The organism is Ruegeria sp. YTSA064, assembly GCF_059610325.1.
The window spans coordinates 119518-141862 of record NZ_JBXWNK010000002.1; the positions used below are offsets into that span (position 1 = coordinate 119518).

Here is a 22345-nt window from a genome sequence, read left to right on the forward strand (position 1 = left end):
GCGGCACATCAGAATGAGGGCAGACGGTGGCAACCCGGGCACAGAACGGGCCGATCCTATCGATCAACCGGTGGCGCAAGTCCCGGAGGATGCGCAATTTCAGTACCTTGGGTCTGGTCGTGTTGGGCCCCATTCTGACGCTGGCAACTTATCTGGTCATTGGTCCCTTTGATCTAGGTGCGGCTGCGCCGACGCTTAGGCTGATTCTGCTGGCCGATCTGGTTTATGTGCTGGTCGTCGCAGCGTTGGTGCTGGGGCAGTTGTTCAGTTTGATCGCTGCCCGACGTGCGAAATCAGCGGGTTCACGGCTTCACCTGCGCTTGATCGGCGCGTTTACGCTGCTGGCTCTGGTGCCGACAGTTACGGTTGCAATTTTTGCAGGGCTCACGGTGAATATCGGCCTTGAAGGCTGGTTCTCGGATCGGGTTCGGCAGGTTGTTGGGTCATCTCTTACGGCCGCCGAAGCCTACGAACAAGAGCACCGCGAAGGGCTGACGCAGGACGCGATCGTTCTGGCGCGATTTCTCGATAACGCGCGATCACTAGATTACTACATCTCAGATGCCGAATTGCGTGAGGTTCTGGCGCAGGGGCAGTCCCAGATTCAACGCGGTTTGCGTGAGGCCTATGTGATTGATGGCAGTGCTGAAATTCGGTCGCGTGGTGATCGATCCTACCTGTTCGACTACGAGGCACCGACGCCCGAAGAGATGATTGAGGCCAATGATCAGGGTGTGGCGATTATTGCAGATTGGGAGAACAGCGAGTTCCGCGCGCTTGTACCATTGCAGGCCTATCTGGACCGATATTTATATGTCAGCCGCGAGGTTGACGGACAGCTTTTGACGCTACTGGATGAGACCAAAGAGACTGCACAGTTTTACAGTCAGCTCGAAAGTGAGCGTGGTCGGGTACTGTTCGAGTTCGGTCTTCTGTATCTGGGCTTCGCGGTGATCCTGATTTTGGCGGCTATGTCACTCGGCATGTGGTTTGCCGAGCGCCTTTCACGTCCCGTAGGGCGATTGACAACGGCTGCGCAACGGGTCGGTGCAGGTGATCTAAGCGTTCAGGTCATCGAGGAGGCCAGCGATGATGAAATCGCGATGCTGGGCCGATACTTCAATCAGATGACTCGCCAGTTGAAGGGGCAGCGCGATACCTTGCTGGAGAATACACGCCAGATCGAACGCCGCCGAAGGTTGTTCGACTCGGTGCTCAGTTCGGTGACGTCGGGGGTAGTGGGCGTTGATTCCGAAGGGTGCGTAACCTTTGTGAACCGGTCCGCAGAGCGCCTGTTGGGTTGGTCGGGCGGTGAGCATCATCTTGCGATAGGCATAGCCGTGCCCGAATTCCTGCCATTGTTCGAGACGCTCAAGGACAGCGGGCAAGAGGCTGTTCAGGGCGAAGTGAAAGTGACTCGAAAGGGTCAGTTAGAGAACTTGCTGGTACGCATGGCGACGCGTCGTGGTGAAGATGGCGGCTTGGAAGGCTACGTTGTGGCCTTTGACGATGTGACCGATTTGGTCAGTGCACAGCGTATGGCGGCTTGGGGCGATGTGGCCCGTCGCATTGCGCATGAGATCAAGAATCCTCTGACCCCGATCCAGCTGAGCGCCGAGCGGATCAAACGCAAGTTTTCGCGCAAGCTGGATGAAGAGGACTGCAGCAGCCTTGAATCGATGACAGATGTGATCGTGCGTCAGACCAATGATCTGCGACGGATCGTCGATGAGTTCTCGAAGTTCGCGCGGATGCCCGAACCGGAGCGGCGCGAAGAAAACATTGTGACGCTGGTGCGTGAGGCGGTGTTGTTGCAGCAGGCGGGCCAACCCGATGTTCAGATCGACGCGGATCTGCCCGAACAGCCTATTCTGGCGGATGTGGATTCGACCATGTTGAGCCAGGCCTTGACGAACCTGATCAAGAACGCGGGCGAGGCTATTGAAACGCTGAAAGAAAAAGGCGCCCCGGACAATCTTGAACCTCAGATTAAGGTGGCGGTCAGCAATGACGATGCGGGAACGCAGATCACCATTGCCGATAACGGCATCGGCCTGCCAGAAGATCGGGCGCGGCTGTTTGAACCTTATGTAACCACGCGTGACGAAGGCACGGGCTTGGGCCTGCCTATCGTCAAAAAGATAATCGAAGAACATGGCGGAGCGCTGACATTAGAAGATGCGCCCACATTTGACGGACAGGACCATTACGGCGCGATGGCTGTCATTCGTCTTCCCGGGGCCTCAGGCGGCCCGACAGATGCGCCGGAAAAACAGGCGATTAAAACAAACAAACTGAAAGCAGGCCAAAGATGAGCGACATTCTGATCGTAGATGACGAACGCGATATTCGCGAATTGGTGTCCGATATTCTAGAGGACGAAGGCTATTCCACACGGCTGGCGGCAAACTCGGACGAGTGTATGTCGTCGATCAACGCTGAACCTCCGGGGCTGTTGATCTTGGATATCTGGCTGAAAGACAGTCGTATGGATGGGATCGACATCCTGAAGGCGGTGAAACGCGACAACCCGGATGTGCCGGTGGTGATCATTTCCGGGCATGGCAATATCGAGATTGCGGTCGCGGCGATCAAGCAGGGGGCATACGATTTTATCGAAAAGCCTTTTAATATTGATCAGTTGATGGTGGTTATCCGCCGCGCGATGGAAACTTCGCGCCTGCGCCGCGAGAATGCTTCGTTGAAACGGCAGGAAGTCAGCTGCTCCGATATGATCGGCAGATCGGCTTCGTTCCGGGCGATGCAGGGGCAGTTGGATAAGGTGACCAAGTCCAATGGTCGGGTCATGCTCAGCGGACCTGCGGGCTCGGGCAAAGAGATCGCAGCACGTTATATCCACGCCCATTCCAATCGCGCCAATGCACCATTCGTCACGGTAAACTGCGCCGGGATCGAGCCTGAGAGGGTCGAAGAGGTTCTGTTCGGCCGTGAATCCTCGGAGCGTGGTGTCGAGTCAGGCCTGCTGGAAGAGGCCCATGGCGGGGTCGTCTATTTCGACGAAGTCGCTGATATGCCGCTGGGGACGCAGTCCAAAATCTTGCGCGTGCTGGTCGATCAGCAGTTCCAGCGCGTCGGCGGGTCAGACAAAGTGAGGGTTGATCTGCGCGTCATTTCTTCGACCAACCGCGATCTGGAACAGGAAATTGCAGCAGAGCGGTTCCGCGAAGAACTGTATCATCGTCTGAACGTTGTACCGATCTCAGTTCCATCTCTGGAAGAGCGCCGCGAAGACATACCGGTTTTGGCGCAGCATTTTATCGAGATGTGCAACGACACGCAGGGCCTGCCAGTGCGTGAACTTTCCGATGAGGCCGTCGCGCTGCTTCAAACGATGACCTGGCCCGGCAATGTGCGTCAGCTCAAGAACCTGATCGAACGGGTACTGATCCTTGGGGATAGTACCGGCCCGATTGAGGCACGCGAACTGCCCAATGAAGAAGAGAAGGCAGATGAAACCGGACGGGTGGTCCTGTCCGGTGCACTGGCAACGCTGCCGCTTCGCGAGGCCCGCGAAGCATTCGAGCGTGAGTATCTGCTGACTCAGATCAATCGGTTTGGTGGTAACATCAGCCGCACTGCCAGCTTCGTCGGCATGGAGCGCAGCGCCTTGCACCGCAAGCTCAAGTCCTTGGGGGTCGTGACTTCGAACAAGTCAGGTGCGCGGGTGGCGCAGATTGATGAGCCCGAACCCGCAGAGTGATTTGCTTCAATGACCGCAGATTGCTCGAAGACCACAGCCGTTTCCATTGGTTTTCCAGCCTTTGGAAAGCGGCTGAAACGGCTGCGCCGCGTGGTTGGCCTGAAGCAATCTACCCTCGCTGATCTGATCGAGGTTGATCAGGCCACGATTTCTCGGTGGGAAAATGGTGGCCAAACCCCTTCGGCTCATGTTCAACAGGTTGTTTTTGCGGCGCTTGGTCCGGCAAAGGCACAAGATTCCGCGCTTAAACGTCTGGTGGTAAACTCGTCCGAGTGCCTACACCTTGTTGAAGAAGCCACACACACTTGCCTTGCCTATTCGGCCAGTCGTGCACGAGATTGGAAAACCTCTCAGCACGCGTTGCTGGGTGTATCACTCTGGCAATTTGCGACGGATGAGATCCGACAGGCCGAGGCGGAACTGCAACTCGATGGTTGGTGGGATTTGCACTCGCCTGCGCCCAAGGCGTTTCTGACCTCGGAAGCCGTGCATGACCAAATCAGAATCAGCGCTGGACGGATCGTTTGGGAGCGATTGTATCTTTCGGATGGCACCCCGGTTCGTCTGGTCAGCGGTCGGCGAGAGGGTGCCGCATAATTTATGCGTTCCGCTGGTGTGTAGGTCGCGATAGACCGAGTTCATGAGCGACTCTTTCCGAACATTTCTGCAAGTTTTGCTGATTTGGTTCGCAGGCCTCGGGGCTGCGACCCAGTTTGCCAAGATCGCCGTTCCGTTTGCTGACATTGGATTGCTTTATCCCGATCATGCGGCGGTGATCGGCTGGCAGCTATCGATTATCAGCCTGATGGGAGCAGCGCTGGGTGCGATGTCGGGTGCGATTGCGGCGCGTATCGGGCCAAACCGTCTGCTTTTGTCGGGTTTGGTTGTTGGGGGTGCATTGTCAATATTGCAAGCAAGTCTGCCGGGATTCCAATTGATGTTGCTCAGCCGGGTGGTCGAAGGGCTATCCCATCTTGCGATTGTTGTCGCGGCACCGACCTTGATTGCACAGATCACAACCGGTCGCGCTAGGTACAACTCTATGGTGCTATGGAGTACGTTTTTTGGCGTAGCCTTTGCGTTGAATGCCTGGTTCGGGTTGCCAATTGTCGACCGCTATGGATTGCCGGTGTATTTTGCCCTGCATGGCGGATTGATGTTGGTGATTGCCGCGCTGATAGCGTTCAGCAAATTGAAGATCGACATAGATCAGCCAGCCGGCACGAGGTGGAGTTTATCTTCTTTGCTTGGTGTGCACCTAAGGACCTATCGCTCGCCATTCATCTCGGCTCCGGCGATCGGATGGTTCTTCTACACGCTCACTTTCGTCTCACTTCTGGCAATTCTGCCGGGGCGCTTACCCGAAGGGCAGGGTGCATCGATCGCAGCATTGATGCCGTTGGCCGGGATCGTGTTGTCATGGTTGCTGGTACCGCTGCTTTTGACCGTGCTGTCCTGCGTCAGTGTCGTGAATCTGGGATTCGCCATGGGGATTCTGACGATCATTTCGCTGTTTTTGGGGGCTCCGCTTGCCTTCGGATGCATCGCATTGTTTGCAGTTCTTGGGCTTGTTCAGGGCGGTAGTTTCGCCGCGGTGCCCGAGTTGAACGAAACTGCCGAGACCCAGGCGTTAAGCTACGGCGCAATGGCGCAGATGGGGAATGCTGGAAATCTGCTAGGGACGCCAGTTTTACTGGCCATTCTTTTGGGCGCAAATGAGGTCGGTATGTTTATGGCCGTGGCTGCATTCTATGGCATCGCCATATTTGTTCATCTCGCGCTGGCCAAGCGTCGCAAATCAGCCGGCCTGTCCCGGGGTGATGATTTGAAATGACCCGTCTTCAAACTTTACGAAACACGACTCAGTGCTCAGCGGTGGAAGAGTTGTGGTACGTGCGGGTGCAACCCGCGATTTGACACCTTGTTTGCAGGGCGGCAGGCTGACCGGGCGGTACCCTTTCTGTGCCATACACTGTGCCTCGACCTTGTTTCTTAGCCCCTGATTCACGTCAACGGTATAGATCCGTCCGGGTTCCCACCATCCAGGGTTGCGATAGCAACGTCCACGGCCATCGCAATAGGTGCGCCCGGGCCAGTATACCGGTGGGCTCTGACGGACCTGATTGGCGACAGGGGCGTCTTTAAGAGCTTTCACCTGACAGTTCGTGGTTTCGGTCTGCATGCGGGCAACGCTTTCGCCCTCTCGGTAATACAGCGAAAGCGGACCACAGGCAGATAGTGTCAGCAAGCAAATCAGAACGGGCAGAATTGTTTTCATACAGTTACTTTGGCTCAGCTTGTCATCCATGACAATTCAATTGACCGCTTTGGGGGCATCTGTCATTCAAAGATTTCAGGCAGAAAGGCCAAGAGTATGAAGGTCATCATATGCGGTGCCGGCCAAGTGGGCTGGCAGATTGCGCGTCACCTTTCGGGCGAACTGAACGATGTAACGGTGGTCGACAACAACCCTGATCTGGTGCGTCGCGCGACTGAGACGCTGGACGTGCAGGGGATCGCTGGATTCGCCAGTTATCCGGATGTACTGGACCGGGCAGGGGCCCGCGACGCTGATATGATCATTGCTGCGACCCATTCGGACGAGGTGAACATGGTCACCTGCCAGATGGCGCACTCGGTTTTTTCGATCCAGCGCAAGATCGCGCGTCTGAGGTCTAAATCCTATCTCGAAGCGATCCACTCCGATCTTTATCGCCGCGATCATCTTCCCATCGACGTGGTAATCAGCCCTGAACGCGAGGTCGCTGCCGCTGCAATGCGCCGTCTGTCGGCTCCGTCGGCTTTCGATACCGAGATTTTCATGGACGGTAAGGCGCAGCTGTTGGGTATTCGGGTTGAAGAAGACTGTCCAATCGTCAACACGCCTCTGCGCCAGCTGACTGATTTGTTCTCGACGCTCAGTTCAATCGTTGTTGGTGTTCGTCGTGAAGGGACGTTGTTCGCGCCTGAATCCGAGGATCAGCTGTTTGTTGGCGACGAATGCTATGTCTTTACCAGCGTCAAGGATGTGGACCGCACGATGGAGGTGTTCGGCAAAGCCCAACGTCAGCAAGATCGAGTCGTCATCGTGGGTGGCGGAAATGTCGGGTTGGAAGTTGCGCGCACGCTGGAAGAACGTGAAAGCCGCGTCCGCGCCAAGATCATCGAGCGCGACCGTCGATGCGCTGAAATCGCTGCCGAGGGGCTGGAGCGCACCATTGTATTGAATGGCGACGGTCTGGATTCGTCTTTGCTGAGCGAGGCAGGTATTGAACGCGCCGATGCGATGCTGGCAGTCACAGACGACGATCGCACCAACATGTTGGCTGCGGTGCGTGCCAAGGGCGAGGGCTGCCCGCTGGCCATCGCTTTGATCAATGACCCCAGTATGGTCGCCCTGATGGGGCCGCTGGGAATCGACGCTTATATCAATCCGCGTGCGACAACAGTAAGTTCGATCCTGCGCCACATCCGTCACGGTCGGGTGCGTCAGGTTTATTCTATTGGCGACGCCGAAGCCGAAGTTATTGAGGCCGAAGTCCTGTCGACTTCTCCGATGGCGGGGCAAAAGCTGCGTGATATTGATTTCCCCGAGGGCGTATTGGTCGGTGCCGTCCGCAAAGGCGACGAGGTGCTGCGCCCAACTGGAAGCCTCCGCATTGACGAGAAGGATGTCGTAGCAATCTTTGCTATGGCCAAAGACGTGCCCGAGGTTGAACGTCTGATGCAGGTCTCGATCGATTTCTTCTGATGTTGCAGGCACGTGGACAGCAACGGATCGGAGTATTGCGGCGACTACCGCTGTTGCTGATGATCTGGGGAATTGTCGCGCTGTCGATGTGGATTCCCGCTGCCTACGCGCTGGCACTGGATGATCACGATACCTCACGATCTTTCTTTTATTCCGGGCTGTTAGGTGTGTTCGCTGTCTTGATCATTGCGCTTGCGATGTCGAACCGAAAACCCCGGCGCGGGACGCTTGGCCAATTGGCGGTTCTACTTGCCGCGTTCACCTTGTTGCCGATCTTTCTGGCCATACCGTTTCATGATGCACTGGGAACAACCAGTTTTCTAAATGCTTATTTTGATATGGTCAGTGCGCTGACAACAACCGGCGCTGACCTGTTCCCGGATCCCCAGCGTCTGTCTGCACCGCTGCATTTGTGGCGCGCTTTGGTTGGATGGATGGGGGGGCTGTTGATGTGGATTTCTGCAGCGGCCATCCTCGCGCCTTTGTCGTTGGGTGGATTTGAGGTAACCGCAAAAGGGCAACCTGGTCGACCGGTCTCGGGCGTTGCCCAAAGCGAAAAGACCGATCCAAGAGGCCATCTGATCCGCGTGTCGCGCGCTTTGGCTCCGATTTATGCCGGATTGACAGCGGTGATCTGGGTTCTTTTGCTGATCGCAGGCGAACAAGGCTTAACCGCAGTGTGTCACGCAATGTCGGTGATGGCGACCTCGGGTATTTCGCCTGTGGGCGGGCTGGAAGGATCAACAGCAGGTATAACCGGCGAAGCTATCATGTTCCTGTTCCTTTTCTTCGCGTTGTCGCGGCTGACCTTTTCGACCGATACAGCGACCTCGGGCTATTCGCGGCTGGACAAAGACCCTGAGTTTCGGATCGGTATCTTTATCGTGCTGGCGGTTGCGGTATTGTTGTTTATCCGAGTTCTGGCGGGAACGGCCGAGCTTGGTATTCAGATCGAGATTGTGCAGGCGTTGCACGTGGCCTGGGGAATGGTGTTCACTGGAATGTCTTTCCTGACAACAGCCGGATTTGAAAGCGCGAATTGGAACGATGCGCAGCAACTATCGGGCCTCGGGACACCTGGTTTGATCCTGATGGGTTTGGCGTTGATTGGCGGCGGTGTTGCAACAACCGCAGGAGGGGTCAAACTGCTGCGCGTTTTTGCACTTTATCTGAATGGTAAGCGCGAAATTGACCGACTGATCTATCCGTCTTCTGTCAGCGGCGAAGGCGGAGGCAACCGACGTATCCAAAGCGACGGGGCCTTCATCGCCTGGATCTTCCTGATGATGTTTGCTTTGACGTTGGCTCTGTTCGATTTGCTGCTGGCCGCCATGGGGGTCGGGTTTGAGCAGGCGATGGTGCTGAGCGTTGCGGCGCTGAGCACAACTGGGCCGCTGATTGAATTGGCAACTGATGTCCCCATTCGACTTATAGATCTGTCAGGTGCAGCCAAACTGACAGTTTGCGCCGCAATGGTTATTGGCCGTTTGGAAACCCTGGCGATCGTCGCACTGATTACACCAACCCTGTGGCGCGATTGACCCTACGGCAGGCGTCTGCTGTTACTGCATGATTTTTCATCTGGAATATCTGCGCGCACCACTCCATACTCCGCCGGAGGGAGCGCGTTGGTCCGCAGCGCGTAGCAAGAACAATGGCGAGATTAAAACAATATGGCTTCGGACAGACAGAATCTGCAGGACGCGTTCCTGAATAATGTACGGAAAGCAAAAGTCCCGGTCACGATATTCCTGATCAATGGCGTGAAATTGCAGGGTGTAATCACCTGGTTCGATAATTTTTGTGTGTTGTTGCGCCGCGACGGACAGTCGCAGCTGGTCTACAAACACGCGATTTCGACCATCATGCCATCACAGCCGATCAGCCTGTATGAGGGCGAAGACGCCTCTTGATGGAACATGATAGGACGCGCACCCGCGCTTGGGTGCTGCATCCGGAAATCAAATCAGATGAACAGCGCCGCGTTCCAGAACCGGCGCTGGAAGAGGCGGTGGCATTGGCTGCCGCTTTGCCCGATCTGGATGTGGTCGGGTCCGAAGTTGTACGTTTACAGCGGGCTCAGGCGGGATTGCTGTTCGGCAGCGGCAAGATCGAAGAGTTGGGTGAGCGTTTCCACGAGAACGAAGTGGAACTGGTTCTGATCGACGGGCCAGTCACGCCTGTTCAGCAACGAAATCTTGAAAAGGCCTGGAAGGTCAAAATCCTCGATCGAACCGGGCTAATCCTGGAGATTTTCAGTGATCGTGCGCGTACCCGCGAAGGGGTGCTACAAGTCGAGATGGCGGCACTCAGCTATCAACGAACGCGATTGGTGCGGGCCTGGACCCACCTTGAACGGCAGCGTGGCGGATTGGGATTTGTCGGCGGGCCGGGTGAAACCCAGATCGAAGCGGACCGGCGTGCGATCGATGAACAATTGGTGCGTCTACGGCGGCAGCTGCAGAAAGTGGTCAAGACCCGCACGTTGCACCGCGCCGCACGGGCCAAGGTTCCGTACCCAATCGTTGCATTGGTCGGCTACACCAACGCTGGAAAATCCACGCTATTCAATGGCCTGACTGGCGCCAAGGTAATGGCAAGAGATATGCTCTTTGCTACGCTTGATCCCACAATGCGGCGGGTCGAACTGCCAGATGGTCCCGAAGTGATCCTTTCGGACACCGTGGGTTTCATCTCGAACCTGCCGACAGAACTGGTCGCCGCATTCCGCGCCACGTTGGAAGAGGTTTTGGGTGCCGATCTTGTGGTTCATCTTCGAGACATTAGTCATGAAGAAACCGAAGCGCAGGCGCAGGATGTCGAGACGATTTTGACCTCTCTTGGGGTCGAGGATGACCGGCCCCGGCTGGAAGTCTGGAACAAAATTGATCTTCTCAGTTCCGAGGATCGCCAGGCCACGCTGGCTCGAGCCGAGCGTGATCCGGCAATATTTGCGATTTCGGCGGTAACAGGCGAGGGGATTGCGCCTCTTTTGTCTGAAATTGCCACGATCCTGCAGGGCGCCCGGCATGAATCAACACTCTCTTTGACGTTCGCTGAAGGTCAAAAGCGGGCATGGTTGTTCCGTCAGGAAGTCGTGAGATCCGAAGAGCAGACTGAGGATGGTTTCGAAATCACTGTGCTTTGGACTGACAAACAAGCGGCCCGCTTCGCCGCGCTTTGAACTTTGGACCCACTCAATAAAAGGGGTTGTCGATGACAAAGGCTGAAAAGAAGGTTCATTTGCGTGGTCATATTACGGTGCCTCACGACCGGTTGGAACAAGTGCGACAAGCGCTGCCTGCTCATATTTCACTGACCCGTGCAGAGGCGGGGTGTATCTCATTCGAAGTCTGCGAAGATGCCAACCAGCCCGGTCGGTTTGAAGTGTCCGAGGTGTTTGCAAACAGGGCGGCCTTTGAGGCGCACCAGAACAGGACGAAAAACTCGGACTGGTATCGGATCACGCAAGGCATTCCCCGTGAATACATTGTGACTTCAGAGTAAGGCGTGCGGACGCGTTTCAGACACCATCAATCTGGCTTTGCCGCTCTTGTGCATCGAACCATTCCAGCGAAGTTTTGATCTTGTTGTCCGATGTCAGTTCCCACTGCTCCCATCCACGCGTGACAACGCGGTTACCAGTGGCGTGATGATGCCCTTCGAGCGTTCTGACGAACAGGGCATGTGATCCAGCCCACCGCATCATGTCGCAACGTACTTCCAGATCGGGAAAATCCGCATAAAGACGACGCGCCATTTCTGCGATTGCGGCATGTCCTTGCAGAGGTTCGCCACGATTGATGCTGATTTGACCATCCGGCGAAAAGAAGCTGGCAACCGCGTCTGGGTCGCCTGAACTCCACGCAACGGCATAGTCTCGCGCCAGATTATTCAAAATATCGCGAAGGCTGCCCATGCATTTCCCCCTTTGGTGCGATGCGACGGCTCGTTGATTTTAGGCGAATTCAATCAACCACGTCCACGCGGCGCGCAAAAAGGGGCGGGGAATTGCCGATACTGTCAGCGTGGGTTGAGCACGGTCACACCAACTGCCGCGGCGCGGGCAAGACCGATATCCAACGACATGGGAATGTATTCGCCCCGGCGCCACAACTGGGCCTGATCATCGTAGTAGCGCGACAAAAAATGGCCAGACTGACCAGTGGCCGTGATGAATACTGAACTGTCCGGATCGGCGAAATCATATACGCCACGATATCCTGCGCCGTGCACATTCTGGAATGGATCTGGACCTTCGCCCGAAGTGCGGCCGCGCAACAAGGTATTGTCGCCGCCGCTGGTCGACTGGCGGATGTTTACGAAGAAACGCAGTACCGGTACTTCGCCCAGCACGGGGTGGTCGTGGGTCGCCTGATGGGCATCACCCCAACGCAAAGATTCCAGCGCTGAGCCATATCGTTCCGAAATCCAGATGATTGCGTCATCCAGCGCCAGCCGAGCCATGTCTGTGCATGTCTCGGCAGGGGCGCTCTGACGCACGTCGCACCAGACCGAAGCACCATCGATATCACGGTAAACACGCTCGATGAACAATGGTTCGACATGTTTGTATTCCGCCGCCAAGGGGCCAAGCTCATCCGATATCAGACGGATTTGCAGTGCCCGCAGCCAGGCAGCGTAAATCAATGGCTCGGGCAGATGCTCATTCATCTCACCGTTCCAATTGGCCAGCAAATCCAGCGCGATTTGCCGCTGACGTTCCGGTGTGCCATCAGGCGCGGACTCTCCGGTGAACCAGAGATCAGCACCGATCAGCGGCAACAAGGATCGAGCCGTAAAGCTGACCGTATCCAGCTGTGCCTCGATAAAGCTGTCGCGGGTGTGCACTTCGCGCGATTGCATCAGGCGTTCCCAACGGTGAACGCGCTGGGTGTCACCCCACTCATATGAGACATGATCTGGGAACGGGCGATCAATGATCTTGTTATTTGTATTGCCCAGTACACCGCCCGCTGGGGTAACAAATTCCGGGTTGTCCGCATAAGGCAACCGGCCCTGCCAGCGGTTTCGTTCCAGCCACCCGGGGGTTGGAATACGGCCACGACTTTGGTTGTTAAGGTCTCGCCGGGGCATGGCACCGATCAGTTTCAAACCGATCGTGTTTCGATCGACCAGTGACAGGTTCTGTGACGGCGCGATGTAATCTTCGGCTATATTGATGGCCTGCCGAACGGTATCTGCATTCATCAGCGCCAAAGACGCACTCATCGAGGTGTCGAGGGGACTGAGCGCACTCCATGACAGGGAGGCCACATGCCCCGGAGGCGTAATGGTCTCCAGATGGTAATGCGTGCCCGGTAAAACGGGGCCGTTCTCGGTCCAACGCAGGGTCAAAGTGATCGGGGCCGCGTCCTTGATCTCGATGATCGAAGGCCGGGTTTGGAAGCGCTTATATCCGTCTGGGGTCAGGTATTCTTCTGGGTTCTCGGGGTTCAACTGTTCGATATGGACGTCCTGATCGTCCAGATAAGATGAGGTCAGACCCCATCCCAAGCGCTCGCTCCGCCCGGCTGAAATCGCAGGAATACCGGGGATCGTCGCGCCAATCACTCCGCCTTTGGCAAGCTCGAGCCGGGCTAGATACCAGATGCCGGGTGCGGTGAAGCCCAGATGGGGGTCGTTGGCCAATAAGGTGCCACCGCTGGCCGAACGAGACGGCGCGGCGGTCCAGGCATTTGACGCACCTGCCAATCCGCGCTGGGGGAAAGGTGACAGCGGCGTGTCAGGCATCGAAGCTCCCTGCGCATACCGCGGGAGGTTCGGAAACAGAGCGGCATATTCAGGTAGCGCCGCGATCCCGGGGCCAGGGACATCGGGCAGAATGTCAGCCAAACGTGCTGGGTCGTCCAAGATCAGAGAAGTTCGGGCACGCAGAACCTCATCCGCAAGGTGGCCGGACAACTGCAAACTCATCAGTTTCATGATGGCCAGACTGTCGCCGGGCTGCCATGGCGGGACCGGCGCGTTGAACAAGAACATCTCGGGCGCGCCACGACCTAGCGCCTGTTCGTTTATTTCGGTCAGCCGGGCGTTAATTCCAGCAGAATAGGCGCGCAATGCGGCAAGCGTGTAATCGTCTTGTACGTCGACAGATCGATGGGCAAGTCCATAAAGGTCCAGTCGTCGCAAGAGTTTGTCGATATGGACTGTTCGCTGGCCGAATATTTCGGACAATCGGCCCTGTACGGTCCGGCGCAGAACGGTCATTTGCCAAAGCCGGTCCTGCGCATGGGCATATCCAATGCCAAAGAATACATCCGGGTCGGATTGGCCCATGACATGTGGTACGTTCGCGGTGTCGCGGACGATCTCGACTGGGGCGGTAATCCCTTCAACTTCAAGAGTTTGATCATATTCGGGCAGGGACTGGCTGGCCAGAAAATAGATCAGCCCGATTGCTGCGACCAAAAGCAGGATCAGGCCCGTCGTAATTCTCACCAGCCAGCGAAAGACCAGACCCATCTGTCCCCCAAGAAATCTGTATATTCGTTTGCGCAGAGGTTACTGGAAGCCCATCAGGACCGAAAGAGGAATGCCACAGGAATATGTGTGAAATCCATAAAATCTAAAAGCCCTGCCACAAGATGTAGCAGGGCTTCTCTGAGGGGGAAGGGGGGCTCGTAAATCAGGGAATGATGCGTGTGTATTTGGTGCCCTCTATGGTTGCACCGAATTTCAGACCCGCCTGCCCAAAGACCGCTGCTAGCACTGGTTTGCCCAATTGATTGGTATCTGTCGAAAGCGACTCACCGGTTGCGTCAACGACATATCCGATATCGGCGCCTGCGGTCCAACCGCTGGATCGGCGGAAGTCATTCAGCGCGTCCTCGGTCATGAAGAATAGAACATGTGCATATTGTTGTGCGCCGATCTGTAGGCCCGCCGTGCCGGAAATGGCCGAATAGTAATCAACCGTAGCACCCTGAATGCGCAGCGCACCCTGACCATAGGCACCACCGAAGAAGATTAACCCGGCGTCGGTGATCAATGGCATGACCAGCATCCCGTTAGCCTTGTTGGCGATATCAACGGTATTAGGGTACTTGCTGTACATTTCGTTTAGCGTCGCATCAACACGGGCATCAAGCGCCACCGCATTGGAATTCCCGACGCCATTGCCGCAGGCGGCTGTTAGCGTCAGTCCGGCCATGCCAAATGCAAAGCCGCGACGGCTTAGTCGGAGGGAGTTTGAGCTGCTCATGTTTCTCTGTCTCTGTGTATGTGCCTGATTTGTCGGGTCTTCCCGATCTTGTTTGCAAGAATACGCCGATTGCGCCCGCCTGTCACGGGAAAGCTGTGCTGCATGCGCGGCAGATCGGCGAAAAGTCGCGACAATCTGAGGCGTTAGCCGTTCAAAATGCGCGCGGCCTCTGGCGCAAAATACGTCAGAATGCCATCACATCCCGCGCGTTTGAAAGCCAGCAGGCTTTCAAGCATCACCTTTTCGCCGTCGATCCAGCCGTTTTGGGCTGCCGCCTGTATCATCGCGTATTCACCCGAGACCTGATACGCGTAGGTCGGCGCGCCAAAGCTGTCTTTTGCCCGGCGGCAAATATCCAAGTAGGGCATCCCTGGCTTGATCATGACCATATCTGCGCCCTCGGTCAGGTCGCGTTCGATCAGACGCAGCGCCTCGTTCGAGTTTGCGGGATCCATCTGATAGGTCTTCTTGTCCCCGGTCAGTGCGCCCGAGGCCCCAACAGCGTCACGGAACGGGCCGTAAAACGCGCTGGCATATTTGGCGGCGTAGCTGAGGATCATGACGTTGTGATACCCTGCCGCCTCAAGCGCACTACGCATTGCGCCAATTCGTCCATCCATCATGTCTGAAGGGCCGATAATATCAGCACCGGCTTCGGCTTGCGCCAGAGTCATTTTAACCAGCGCTTCGACCGTCTGATCATTCACAATTTCGCCATCCACAACATAGCCGTCATGGCCGTTGATGTTGTAGGGATCCAGCGCTACATCGGACATTACAGCGATATCTGGTGCCGCTTCTTTGACCGCCCGAATAGCGCGATTGGACAAGTTGTCGGGGTTCCACGCTTCGGCACAATCTTCGGATTTCAGCGCCTGATCGGTGTATGGGAAGATACAGATAGCCGGTATTCCAAGCGCCTGTGCCTCGATAGCTGCTTTTGCGATCAAATCAACCGAACGCCGCATGACCCCGGGCATGGAGGGCACGGGCTCTTCGATACCTTCACCATCGCGCACAAAAATCGGCCAGATAAAGTCATCGACGGTCAGGGTGTTCTCGCGCACCAACCCCCGGATCGCCTCGGATTGACGGGCCCGGCGGAACCGCGTCAGTGGATAGGGGGCGATGGTCGGTTTCATGGCGCACTCTCCTTGAACAATCGCGCATTGGGTGGCATGAATTCCCGGTGGTCTCAAGGGTAACAATGGACGCATCCATTCGATGACGGTCCCTGCGGACGTTGAATAAAGGGCAGACGCTTGGACATTTACACTTCGATATTTGAAATCATCGATATGCGAAGCTTTTCGAATCTGTGGTATTGGATCGGATTGGCTGTTCTTTGGTCTTCGGCCAGCCATTGGTCGATTGGCGTGCCCCACGATCTGGTGGCACGAGCGCGCCGTTCCGGTGGCCAGTCAGAACAGGATTTGTTGGACATTGCCAGGATCAACACGAATCGCGTGTTGTATATTGTCGAGACTTCTGGTCTTGCGATATTTGCGATCTGTTGTTTCGTGCTGACCGGGTTGGCAACAATGGGTTTCTTTTACGGGCTTGAATTCGCGCAAGCTGTGTTCTTGCTGATGTGCCCGATGTGCTTTGTCATGCTCATCAATATATCGACCGCAAAAAAAATGAGACAACAAGAGCTGACGTTGGAAAACGTTGCCAAGAATCTGGGCCGGTGCCGGGTCTATACTCAGATCATCGGAATGATCTCTATATTGGTCACTTCGTTTTGGGGCATGTATCAGAACTTTACGGCTGGCGTTCTGGGCTGGTGATATCAAAGAGGCAGCATGATGAAGGCTCCGAACCACGTTACAGTCGGCGGTGCTCCTGAGGGGTTTGACGCACAGCTGGTGCTGAATGAGATCGTCCGCTCGGGTGGTCCGGTCTGTCATGTCGCGCGCGATGACAAACGGATGGAGGCGATGCGGGCGGCGCTGGCCTTTTTTGCCCCTCACATGCCGGTGTTCGTTTTCCCGGGCTGGGATTGCCTGCCTTATGATCGTGTGTCGCCCAATGCGGATATCTCAGCTGCGCGCGTGGCGACATTGGCCGCACTAGTACATCAGATGCCAGAGCAGTTTGTGCTGTTGACCACGCTTAATGCAGCAACACAGCGGGTTCCGGCCCGCGCTATTCTACGCGAGGCCGCGTTTACCGCCCGCGTAGATCAGCGCATAGATGAAGAAGCGCTGAGGAACTTTCTGGTGCGCATGGGCTTCACCCAAAGTCCGACTGTTATGGAGCCCGGAGATTATGCGATCCGCGGGGGTATCATTGATATCTTTCCACCGGGCGAAAGTGGCCCGGTTCGGCTGGACCTGTTCGGAGATGTTCTGGATGGCGCGCGCCGGTTCGATCCTGTCTCGCAGCGCACGACAGAAAAGCTTGATGTGGTCGAGCTTGCCCCAGTGTCCGAAGTTATTCTGGACGAAGCCGCCATCACCCGATTTCGCCAGAACTACCGCATCGAATTTGGCGCAGCGGGCACGGATGACCCGCTGTATGAGGCCGTCAGCGCTGGCCGTAAACATCAGGGTATCGAACACTGGTTGCCGTTCTTTCATGAAAAGCTCGAGACGCTGTTCGATTACCTGCCGGGCGCGACAGTCTCACTTGATGATCAGGTCACACCAGCGCGGTTGGCGCGGTGGGATTCGATTGCTGATCAGTATGAGACGCGAAAGCTGGCGCTGGAAAACCGCTCGCGCATGGATACTGTGTATAAGCCGACGCCTCCTGGGCTACTTTATCTGGACGATGCTGCATGGGAAAAGGCGGTTGGCGACCGGCGAGTGTTGCAGTTCAGCCCGCTGCCGCAGGCCAGCGGACCGGGTGTGATTGATGCAGGTGGTCGGATCGGGCGAAACTTTGCCCCGGAACGCCAGCAGGAAAGCATCAGCCTATTTGGTGCTCTCGCCAGCCACATCACCGATAAGATGGACAAAGGTCCTGTCCTCATTGCCTCTTATTCAGAAGGCGCGTGTGAGCGTCTAACCGGTTTGATCGAGGACGAAGGTCTCGCCGAGGCGATCCCAGTGACCGATGGCACGCGAGTTGGGAAGCGCGGGTTGCATCTGGCCGTTTGGGCATTGGAGCATGGGTTTGAAACGCCTGATTTGACGGTGATCGCTGAGCAGGACGTGCTGGGTGACCGTCTGATCCGCCAACCCAAGAAACGCCGCAAGGCCGAGAACTTTCTGACCGAGGCCCAATCCCTCAGCCCCGGCGATCTGGTGGTGCATGTAGACCACGGCATTGGTCGCTACATGGGGATGGAGGTCGTCACCGCCGCCGGTGCTGCGCATGAATGCCTGCTGCTGGAGTATGCGGAACAGTCAAAGCTCTATCTGCCGGTTGAAAACATTGAGTTGCTGTCGAAATACGGCCATGACGAGGGGCTGCTAGATCGTTTGGGCGGTGGCGCGTGGCAAGCCAAGAAGGCCAAGCTGAAAGAGCGCATTCGCGAGATGGCGGACAAGCTGATCCGCATCGCGGCCGAGCGTGCTTTGCGCAAGGCCCCGGTGATGGACCCGCCACCCCACGCGTGGGAGGAGTTCAGCGCGCGTTTCCCGTATCAAGAGACCGACGATCAGTTGCGTGCCATTTCCGAGGTGATGGAGGACATGCACTCCGGCGCGCCGATGGATCGCCTGATTTGCGGCGATGTTGGTTTCGGCAAGACCGAAGTCGCCATGCGCACAGCCTTTGTCGCAGCCATGTCAGGCGTGCAGGTCGCCATAGTCGCGCCGACCACGTTGCTCGCACGCCAACACGCAGCTTCCTTTAAGGAACGCTTCCGGGGCTTCCCGCTGGAGGTTCGGCAATTATCGCGCTTTGTGTTGGCAAAGGAGGCGCAACAAACCCGCGACGGGCTGGCACGGGGCACTGTGGATATCGTGATCGGAACACATGCGCTGTTGGCCAAAGGGATACGGTTCAACAATCTGGGTCTGTTGATCATCGACGAGGAACAGCATTTCGGCGTGGGTCACAAAGAACGGTTGAAACAGTTGCGCTCGGACGTACACGTCCTGACCCTGACCGCAACGCCGATCCCGCGGACGCTGCAGCTGTCTCTGACCGGAGTGCGCGATCTGTCGATCATTGGTACCCCACCCATCGATCGCCTAGCCATCCGTACCTATGTCAGCGAGTTCGATGCCGTCACCATTCGCGAGGCGCTGCTGCGTGAACATTATCGAGGTGGGCAGAGCTTCTATGTGGTCCCGCGTATTTCGGACCTGCCCGAGATCGAGGAATTCCTCAAAGAACAACTGCCGGAGCTGACCTATGTGGTCGCCCATGGGCAGATGGCAGCGGGTGAGCTGGATGACAGGATGAACGCCTTCTACGACGGCAGGTACGACGTGTTACTGGCGACCACGATTGTCGAAAGCGGGTTGGATATTCCGACCGCCAACACGATGGTGGTGCATCGGGCGGACATGTTCGGCCTCGCACAACTCTATCAGATCCGGGGTCGGGTGGGGCGTTCGAAAACCCGCGCTTATGCCTATCTGACCACCAAACCGCGCGCACGCCTGACGGCAACGGCCGAGAAACGACTGCGGGTTTTGGGCTCATTGGATACGCTGGGGGCTGGATTTACGCTGGCGTCACAGGATTTGGATATTCGTGGGGCCGGTAATCTTCTGGGTGAAGAGCAGTCTGGCCAGATGCGCGACGTAGGCTATGAACTCTATCAGTCGATGCTGGAAGAGGCGATTGCCAAGATTAAAGCCGGTGAGATGGAAGGGCTGTCGGATGCCGACGACCAATGGGCCCCGCAGATTAACCTAGGTGTCCCGGTTCTGATCCCCGAGGATTACGTGCCCGATCTTGATGTGCGCCTTGGTCTCTATCGCCGCCTGTCGTCATTGTCGACGAAGGTCGAGCTGGAAGGCTTCGCTGCTGAATTGATCGACCGTTTTGGCACTTTGCCGAAAGAGGTGAATACACTGATGCTGGTCGTACGTATCAAGGCGATGTGTAAACGGGCAGGGATTGCCAAGCTGGACGGTGGACCTAAAGGCGCGACGATCCAGTTCCATAATGACAAGTTCGCTTCCCCTCAGGGGTTGGTCGAGTTCATCCAGAACCAGCGTGGATTGGCCAAGGTCAAGGACAACAAGATCGTTGTCCGGCGCGATTGGAAAAAGGACAGCGACAAGATCAAGGGCGCGTTTGCGATCGCGCGCGATCTGGCCGAAAAGGTGATGGCTGAGAAGAAAAAGGCAAAAGCCTAGTCCCCGGTCACAAAGGTGCAAAGCTGCCAATCGCCCGCTTCGGATTTCACCAAAGCAGCGCGATACCCAACCATTGATGTCAGAAAGTCGCCGTGCATGTAGCCTGTGGTTCCATCCGTCAGTCGAATTTTTTGATAGGTTTCATCGGTTTGATAGTCAGGAACAATAACCACCTCGTGGCTGATCAAACCAACTATCGGGCCACCGCGCGAGGGGGATTGGCGCAGCGTTACCTGTTCAGCGGCCACGAAATATGCTGTGAACGGATCCAGGGAAGCGGGCAGGGCGATTTGCCAATGTGTTGGCATCCAGAACTCACCCTGTTCGTCAAAGTAACCTGGCTGCGACAGCGTTTCGTATAAATCTGTCCAATAGGATTCGCGCAGTTCGTCAGCTTCGTCTCTGAACTCTTCGCTCAGCTGATCGGGCGGCACAGTTAGGTTTATTCGGAATTCGTCCGGTCCGCCATTGCTGCCATGGCTTAGATAAATATCGGGACATGAGGCAGCCACCACGGCCTCGGTATCGCGCGCCTCGATTTTTGCAAGCAGATCGGACCTGAACTTTAGCAGGGTGGGGTCTTGTTCTGCTTGATCCACTGGAGGAAATGTCTGCCGTTGTGCGAATGCGGGACCACACAATACCAAAGCCAGAGCCAATGACAGTGCATTCATTCGGCGGCTCGCATCGCAGCTTGCGCACAAAAACAGGATGCACCAACAGCCCTGTCCGCACGCGCGAGCGCAAGATCAAGACGTTGTTGAATCTGTTTGATTTCTATGGCCTCTCCACGCTCTTTCAGGCAATCGCGTAACCCTCTAAGGCTCCAGACATTGTCAGGGTGGATCGAGGCACGGCCGAGCGCTCCTGCCAGGCCCAGATCCTCTCGATAGACGGCCTCGGCCTCGGCGACGTGGCCCTGTTCAAATAACAAAGCCCCAAGCGCGTGGCGTGTGGGCTGCATCCAGCCCCATGGTTCGTCATAAGGCAATGTGTCGTCCAACTCGACCGACCGACGCAGATGGGCATATGCGATATCGTAGTTGCCCTTACGATATTCGATTTCTCCGCGCAGCATTTCGGCTGCAATTTCAAGAAGATCGATGACGCGGTTATTGTGCAGCCTGCGTGTTTCGGGCACGCAGGTTTTAGCGGCAAGGAACAGTTGCTCTTCAGCTTCGGCCTGCGCGACCTCATCCGTGGCCGCATGGGCGATGGCGCGGGCATAGTGCGTTGTTGCCGTGAGCGTACGATAGAGATCCGGATCGTCGGGTAGGTCCAGCGCCTTCGCCTCTTCCCAACGCCCAAAGCGGATCAGGATATGCGGACCCATGGACATATAACTTTCGAAATAATCCGCCATGGGCGGGCTTTCGATCCGCAGCATCTCCTCGGGTGTGGTGTCCCACAGGCCTTTATTGGCGCGCAGGGCGGGCTCCATCTGACCCAGAAATAATGCACCGTAGATTGCAAAATGGTAATTGTGTTGACGATAGCCGGTGTAGATATTGAACGCGCCTTCGCGCTCATAATACTTCAAATCAGCGACCGAGGCCTGTTCATTCCAATAGACGACGTTGTGATAATGGCCGCACTGCACGTCGATATGCGTCGGCATATGTACCAGATGCCCCGCATCCGGAACCAGCGTGCGCAGAATATCCCCCGCTTGCAGAGCCTTTTCCGGGGTCGGCGACATCTCCATCAGATGGACATAGAGATGCAACAGGCCGGGATGAGACATCGCATCAGGGTCATCGGCCATCGCTGTTTCCAATGCCTCTTGCGACTCAAGCGTGGCCGCGCCCTCGGCAGGTTGTCCGGTTTTCAGGTTCCACATCTGCCAGGGCGTAAGGTTCATCAATGCCCCGACATAGATGGTGCGCAGATCCAGATTGCCGGGCTGTTCGGAAAATGCAGCGCGCATTGCGTCGGCATAGTCGTAGTCCCAGGTGTGCATATCCTCAATCGGATCACGCTGTGGGTAACGGGCTGGCAGCGCACGGATCAGGGCCTGTTCAACCGGTGTGCACATCTCCAGAAGGGCCATAGCTTTTTGTGTAGCGTCATAGGCAATCGCCAGTGATTTGGTCTGTCCCTGATCGTCACGCAGATCCCATGGCAGGTTGTAGTTCGGCCCCGCCGCATAGGCGACGCCCCAATGGGCCATGGCGCAGTCGGGGTCTGCGTCTGCGGCCTTCTGAAAACAGGCAACCGCCTCGTCATGGTTATAGCCATATGTCCAGACCAGTCCGCGATCGAACCACAGCTGCGCCTCAGCCGACGCAGTGGTGACGGCACAGGAATAGGTGCCAAGATCATAATAGTCGCGCATAAGACCCCTCCCAAACTATTGGCAGGAGCTTAACGCGTTTCAGAAGGTC

At 56.5% G+C, this 22345-nt stretch carries 18 protein-coding genes; 11 read left to right on the forward strand and 7 right to left on the reverse strand.

Annotation, left to right across the window (positions count from 1 at the left end; translation table 11 throughout):
* Positions 1–89: 89 nt before the first annotated feature.
* From AC2FI7_RS03135 to AC2FI7_RS03150, 4 genes are read left to right on the forward strand one after another with little or no spacing between them, the layout of a single operon-like run.
* A complete protein-coding gene (locus AC2FI7_RS03135; RefSeq protein ID WP_010440347.1) occupies positions 90–2315 on the forward strand; it encodes a sensor histidine kinase NtrY-like in 2226 nt (741 codons plus the stop codon).
* Entirely contained in the window at positions 2312–3721 is a 1410-nt protein-coding gene (gene ntrX / locus AC2FI7_RS03140) for a nitrogen assimilation response regulator NtrX (protein ID WP_319544682.1), read from the forward strand. Before AC2FI7_RS03135 ends, ntrX begins: the two co-directional genes overlap by 4 nt.
* A 9-nt stretch (positions 3722–3730) precedes the next feature.
* Positions 3731–4318, forward strand: a complete 588-nt coding sequence (locus tag AC2FI7_RS03145; protein ID WP_496833242.1) for a helix-turn-helix domain-containing protein — start codon at positions 3731–3733, stop codon at positions 4316–4318.
* A 43-nt stretch (positions 4319–4361) separates the two neighbouring features.
* Complete coding sequence (locus AC2FI7_RS03150) at positions 4362–5555, forward strand: MFS transporter (protein WP_496815212.1); 1194 nt, start codon at positions 4362–4364, stop codon at positions 5553–5555.
* Here AC2FI7_RS03150 and AC2FI7_RS03155 read toward each other — a convergent pair.
* A complete protein-coding gene (locus tag AC2FI7_RS03155; protein ID WP_010440343.1) occupies positions 5520–5999 on the reverse strand; it encodes a hypothetical protein in 480 nt (159 codons plus the stop codon). The two genes, AC2FI7_RS03150 and AC2FI7_RS03155, sit on opposite strands and share 36 nt — an antisense overlap.
* Positions 6000–6095: 96 nt before the next feature.
* Here AC2FI7_RS03155 and trkA point away from each other — a divergent pair, with 96 nt between their 5' ends.
* The 5 genes from trkA (at position 6096) to AC2FI7_RS03180 (ending at position 10979) form a co-directional block, all read left to right on the forward strand.
* Positions 6096–7472, forward strand: a complete 1377-nt coding sequence (gene trkA, locus AC2FI7_RS03160) for a Trk system potassium transporter TrkA (RefSeq protein WP_010440342.1) — start codon at positions 6096–6098, stop codon at positions 7470–7472.
* Positions 7472–9013: a TrkH family potassium uptake protein gene (locus AC2FI7_RS03165; protein WP_010440341.1), complete on the forward strand. Its 1542-nt coding sequence runs from the start codon at positions 7472–7474 to the stop codon at positions 9011–9013. Before trkA ends, AC2FI7_RS03165 begins: the two co-directional genes overlap by 1 nt.
* Positions 9014–9145: 132 nt before the next feature.
* Positions 9146–9385 carry an RNA chaperone Hfq gene (hfq, locus tag AC2FI7_RS03170; protein ID WP_010440340.1) on the forward strand — a complete coding sequence of 80 codons (240 nt, stop codon included), beginning with the start codon at positions 9146–9148 and terminating at the stop codon, positions 9383–9385.
* The gene (hflX, locus tag AC2FI7_RS03175) at positions 9385–10656 is read left to right on the forward strand and encodes a GTPase HflX (protein ID WP_010440339.1); all 1272 of its coding nucleotides are present in this window, start codon (positions 9385–9387) and stop codon (positions 10654–10656) included. The genes hfq and hflX overlap by 1 nt, the downstream gene beginning before the upstream one ends.
* Before the next feature lie 32 nt (positions 10657–10688).
* Positions 10689–10979 carry a putative quinol monooxygenase gene (locus AC2FI7_RS03180; RefSeq protein ID WP_480872590.1) on the forward strand — a complete coding sequence of 97 codons (291 nt, stop codon included), beginning with the start codon at positions 10689–10691 and terminating at the stop codon, positions 10977–10979.
* Positions 10980–10995: 16 nt separating this feature from the next.
* On the opposite strand, the gene AC2FI7_RS03185 is transcribed toward AC2FI7_RS03180, so the two are convergent.
* The 4 genes from AC2FI7_RS03185 to hemB all read right to left on the reverse strand — a co-directional run bounded on the left by AC2FI7_RS03185 (position 10996) and on the right by hemB (position 15839).
* Complete coding sequence (locus AC2FI7_RS03185; RefSeq protein ID WP_010440337.1) at positions 10996–11391, reverse strand: nuclear transport factor 2 family protein; 396 nt, start codon at positions 11389–11391, stop codon at positions 10996–10998.
* A 104-nt stretch (positions 11392–11495) separates the two neighbouring features.
* Complete coding sequence (locus tag AC2FI7_RS03190) at positions 11496–13958, reverse strand: penicillin acylase family protein (RefSeq protein WP_010440336.1); 2463 nt, start codon at positions 13956–13958, stop codon at positions 11496–11498.
* A 163-nt stretch (positions 13959–14121) separates the two neighbouring features.
* A complete protein-coding gene (locus tag AC2FI7_RS03195) occupies positions 14122–14697 on the reverse strand; it encodes a lipid-binding SYLF domain-containing protein (RefSeq protein WP_010440335.1) in 576 nt (191 codons plus the stop codon).
* A 143-nt stretch (positions 14698–14840) separates the two neighbouring features.
* On the reverse strand, positions 14841–15839 hold the full coding sequence (hemB, locus tag AC2FI7_RS03200) for a porphobilinogen synthase (RefSeq protein WP_010440334.1): 999 nt from the start codon (positions 15837–15839) through the stop codon (positions 14841–14843).
* A 120-nt stretch (positions 15840–15959) separates the two neighbouring features.
* On the opposite strand from hemB, the gene AC2FI7_RS03205 reads away from it, so the two are divergent.
* Positions 15960–16487, forward strand: a complete 528-nt coding sequence (locus AC2FI7_RS03205) for a hypothetical protein (RefSeq protein ID WP_010440333.1) — start codon at positions 15960–15962, stop codon at positions 16485–16487.
* A gap of 18 nt (positions 16488–16505) precedes the next feature.
* Positions 16506–19961: a transcription-repair coupling factor gene (gene mfd / locus AC2FI7_RS03210; RefSeq protein WP_496815406.1), complete on the forward strand. Its 3456-nt coding sequence runs from the start codon at positions 16506–16508 to the stop codon at positions 19959–19961.
* Here mfd and AC2FI7_RS03215 read toward each other — a convergent pair.
* Both AC2FI7_RS03215 and AC2FI7_RS03220 read right to left on the reverse strand, forming a co-directional pair.
* Positions 19958–20635: an SH3 domain-containing protein gene (locus AC2FI7_RS03215; protein WP_010440331.1), complete on the reverse strand. Its 678-nt coding sequence runs from the start codon at positions 20633–20635 to the stop codon at positions 19958–19960. The genes mfd and AC2FI7_RS03215 overlap by 4 nt on opposite strands.
* Positions 20632–22296: a tetratricopeptide repeat protein gene (locus AC2FI7_RS03220; RefSeq protein ID WP_010440330.1), complete on the reverse strand. Its 1665-nt coding sequence runs from the start codon at positions 22294–22296 to the stop codon at positions 20632–20634. The genes AC2FI7_RS03215 and AC2FI7_RS03220 overlap by 4 nt, the downstream gene beginning before the upstream one ends.
* Between the last annotated feature and the right edge of the window lie 49 nt (positions 22297–22345).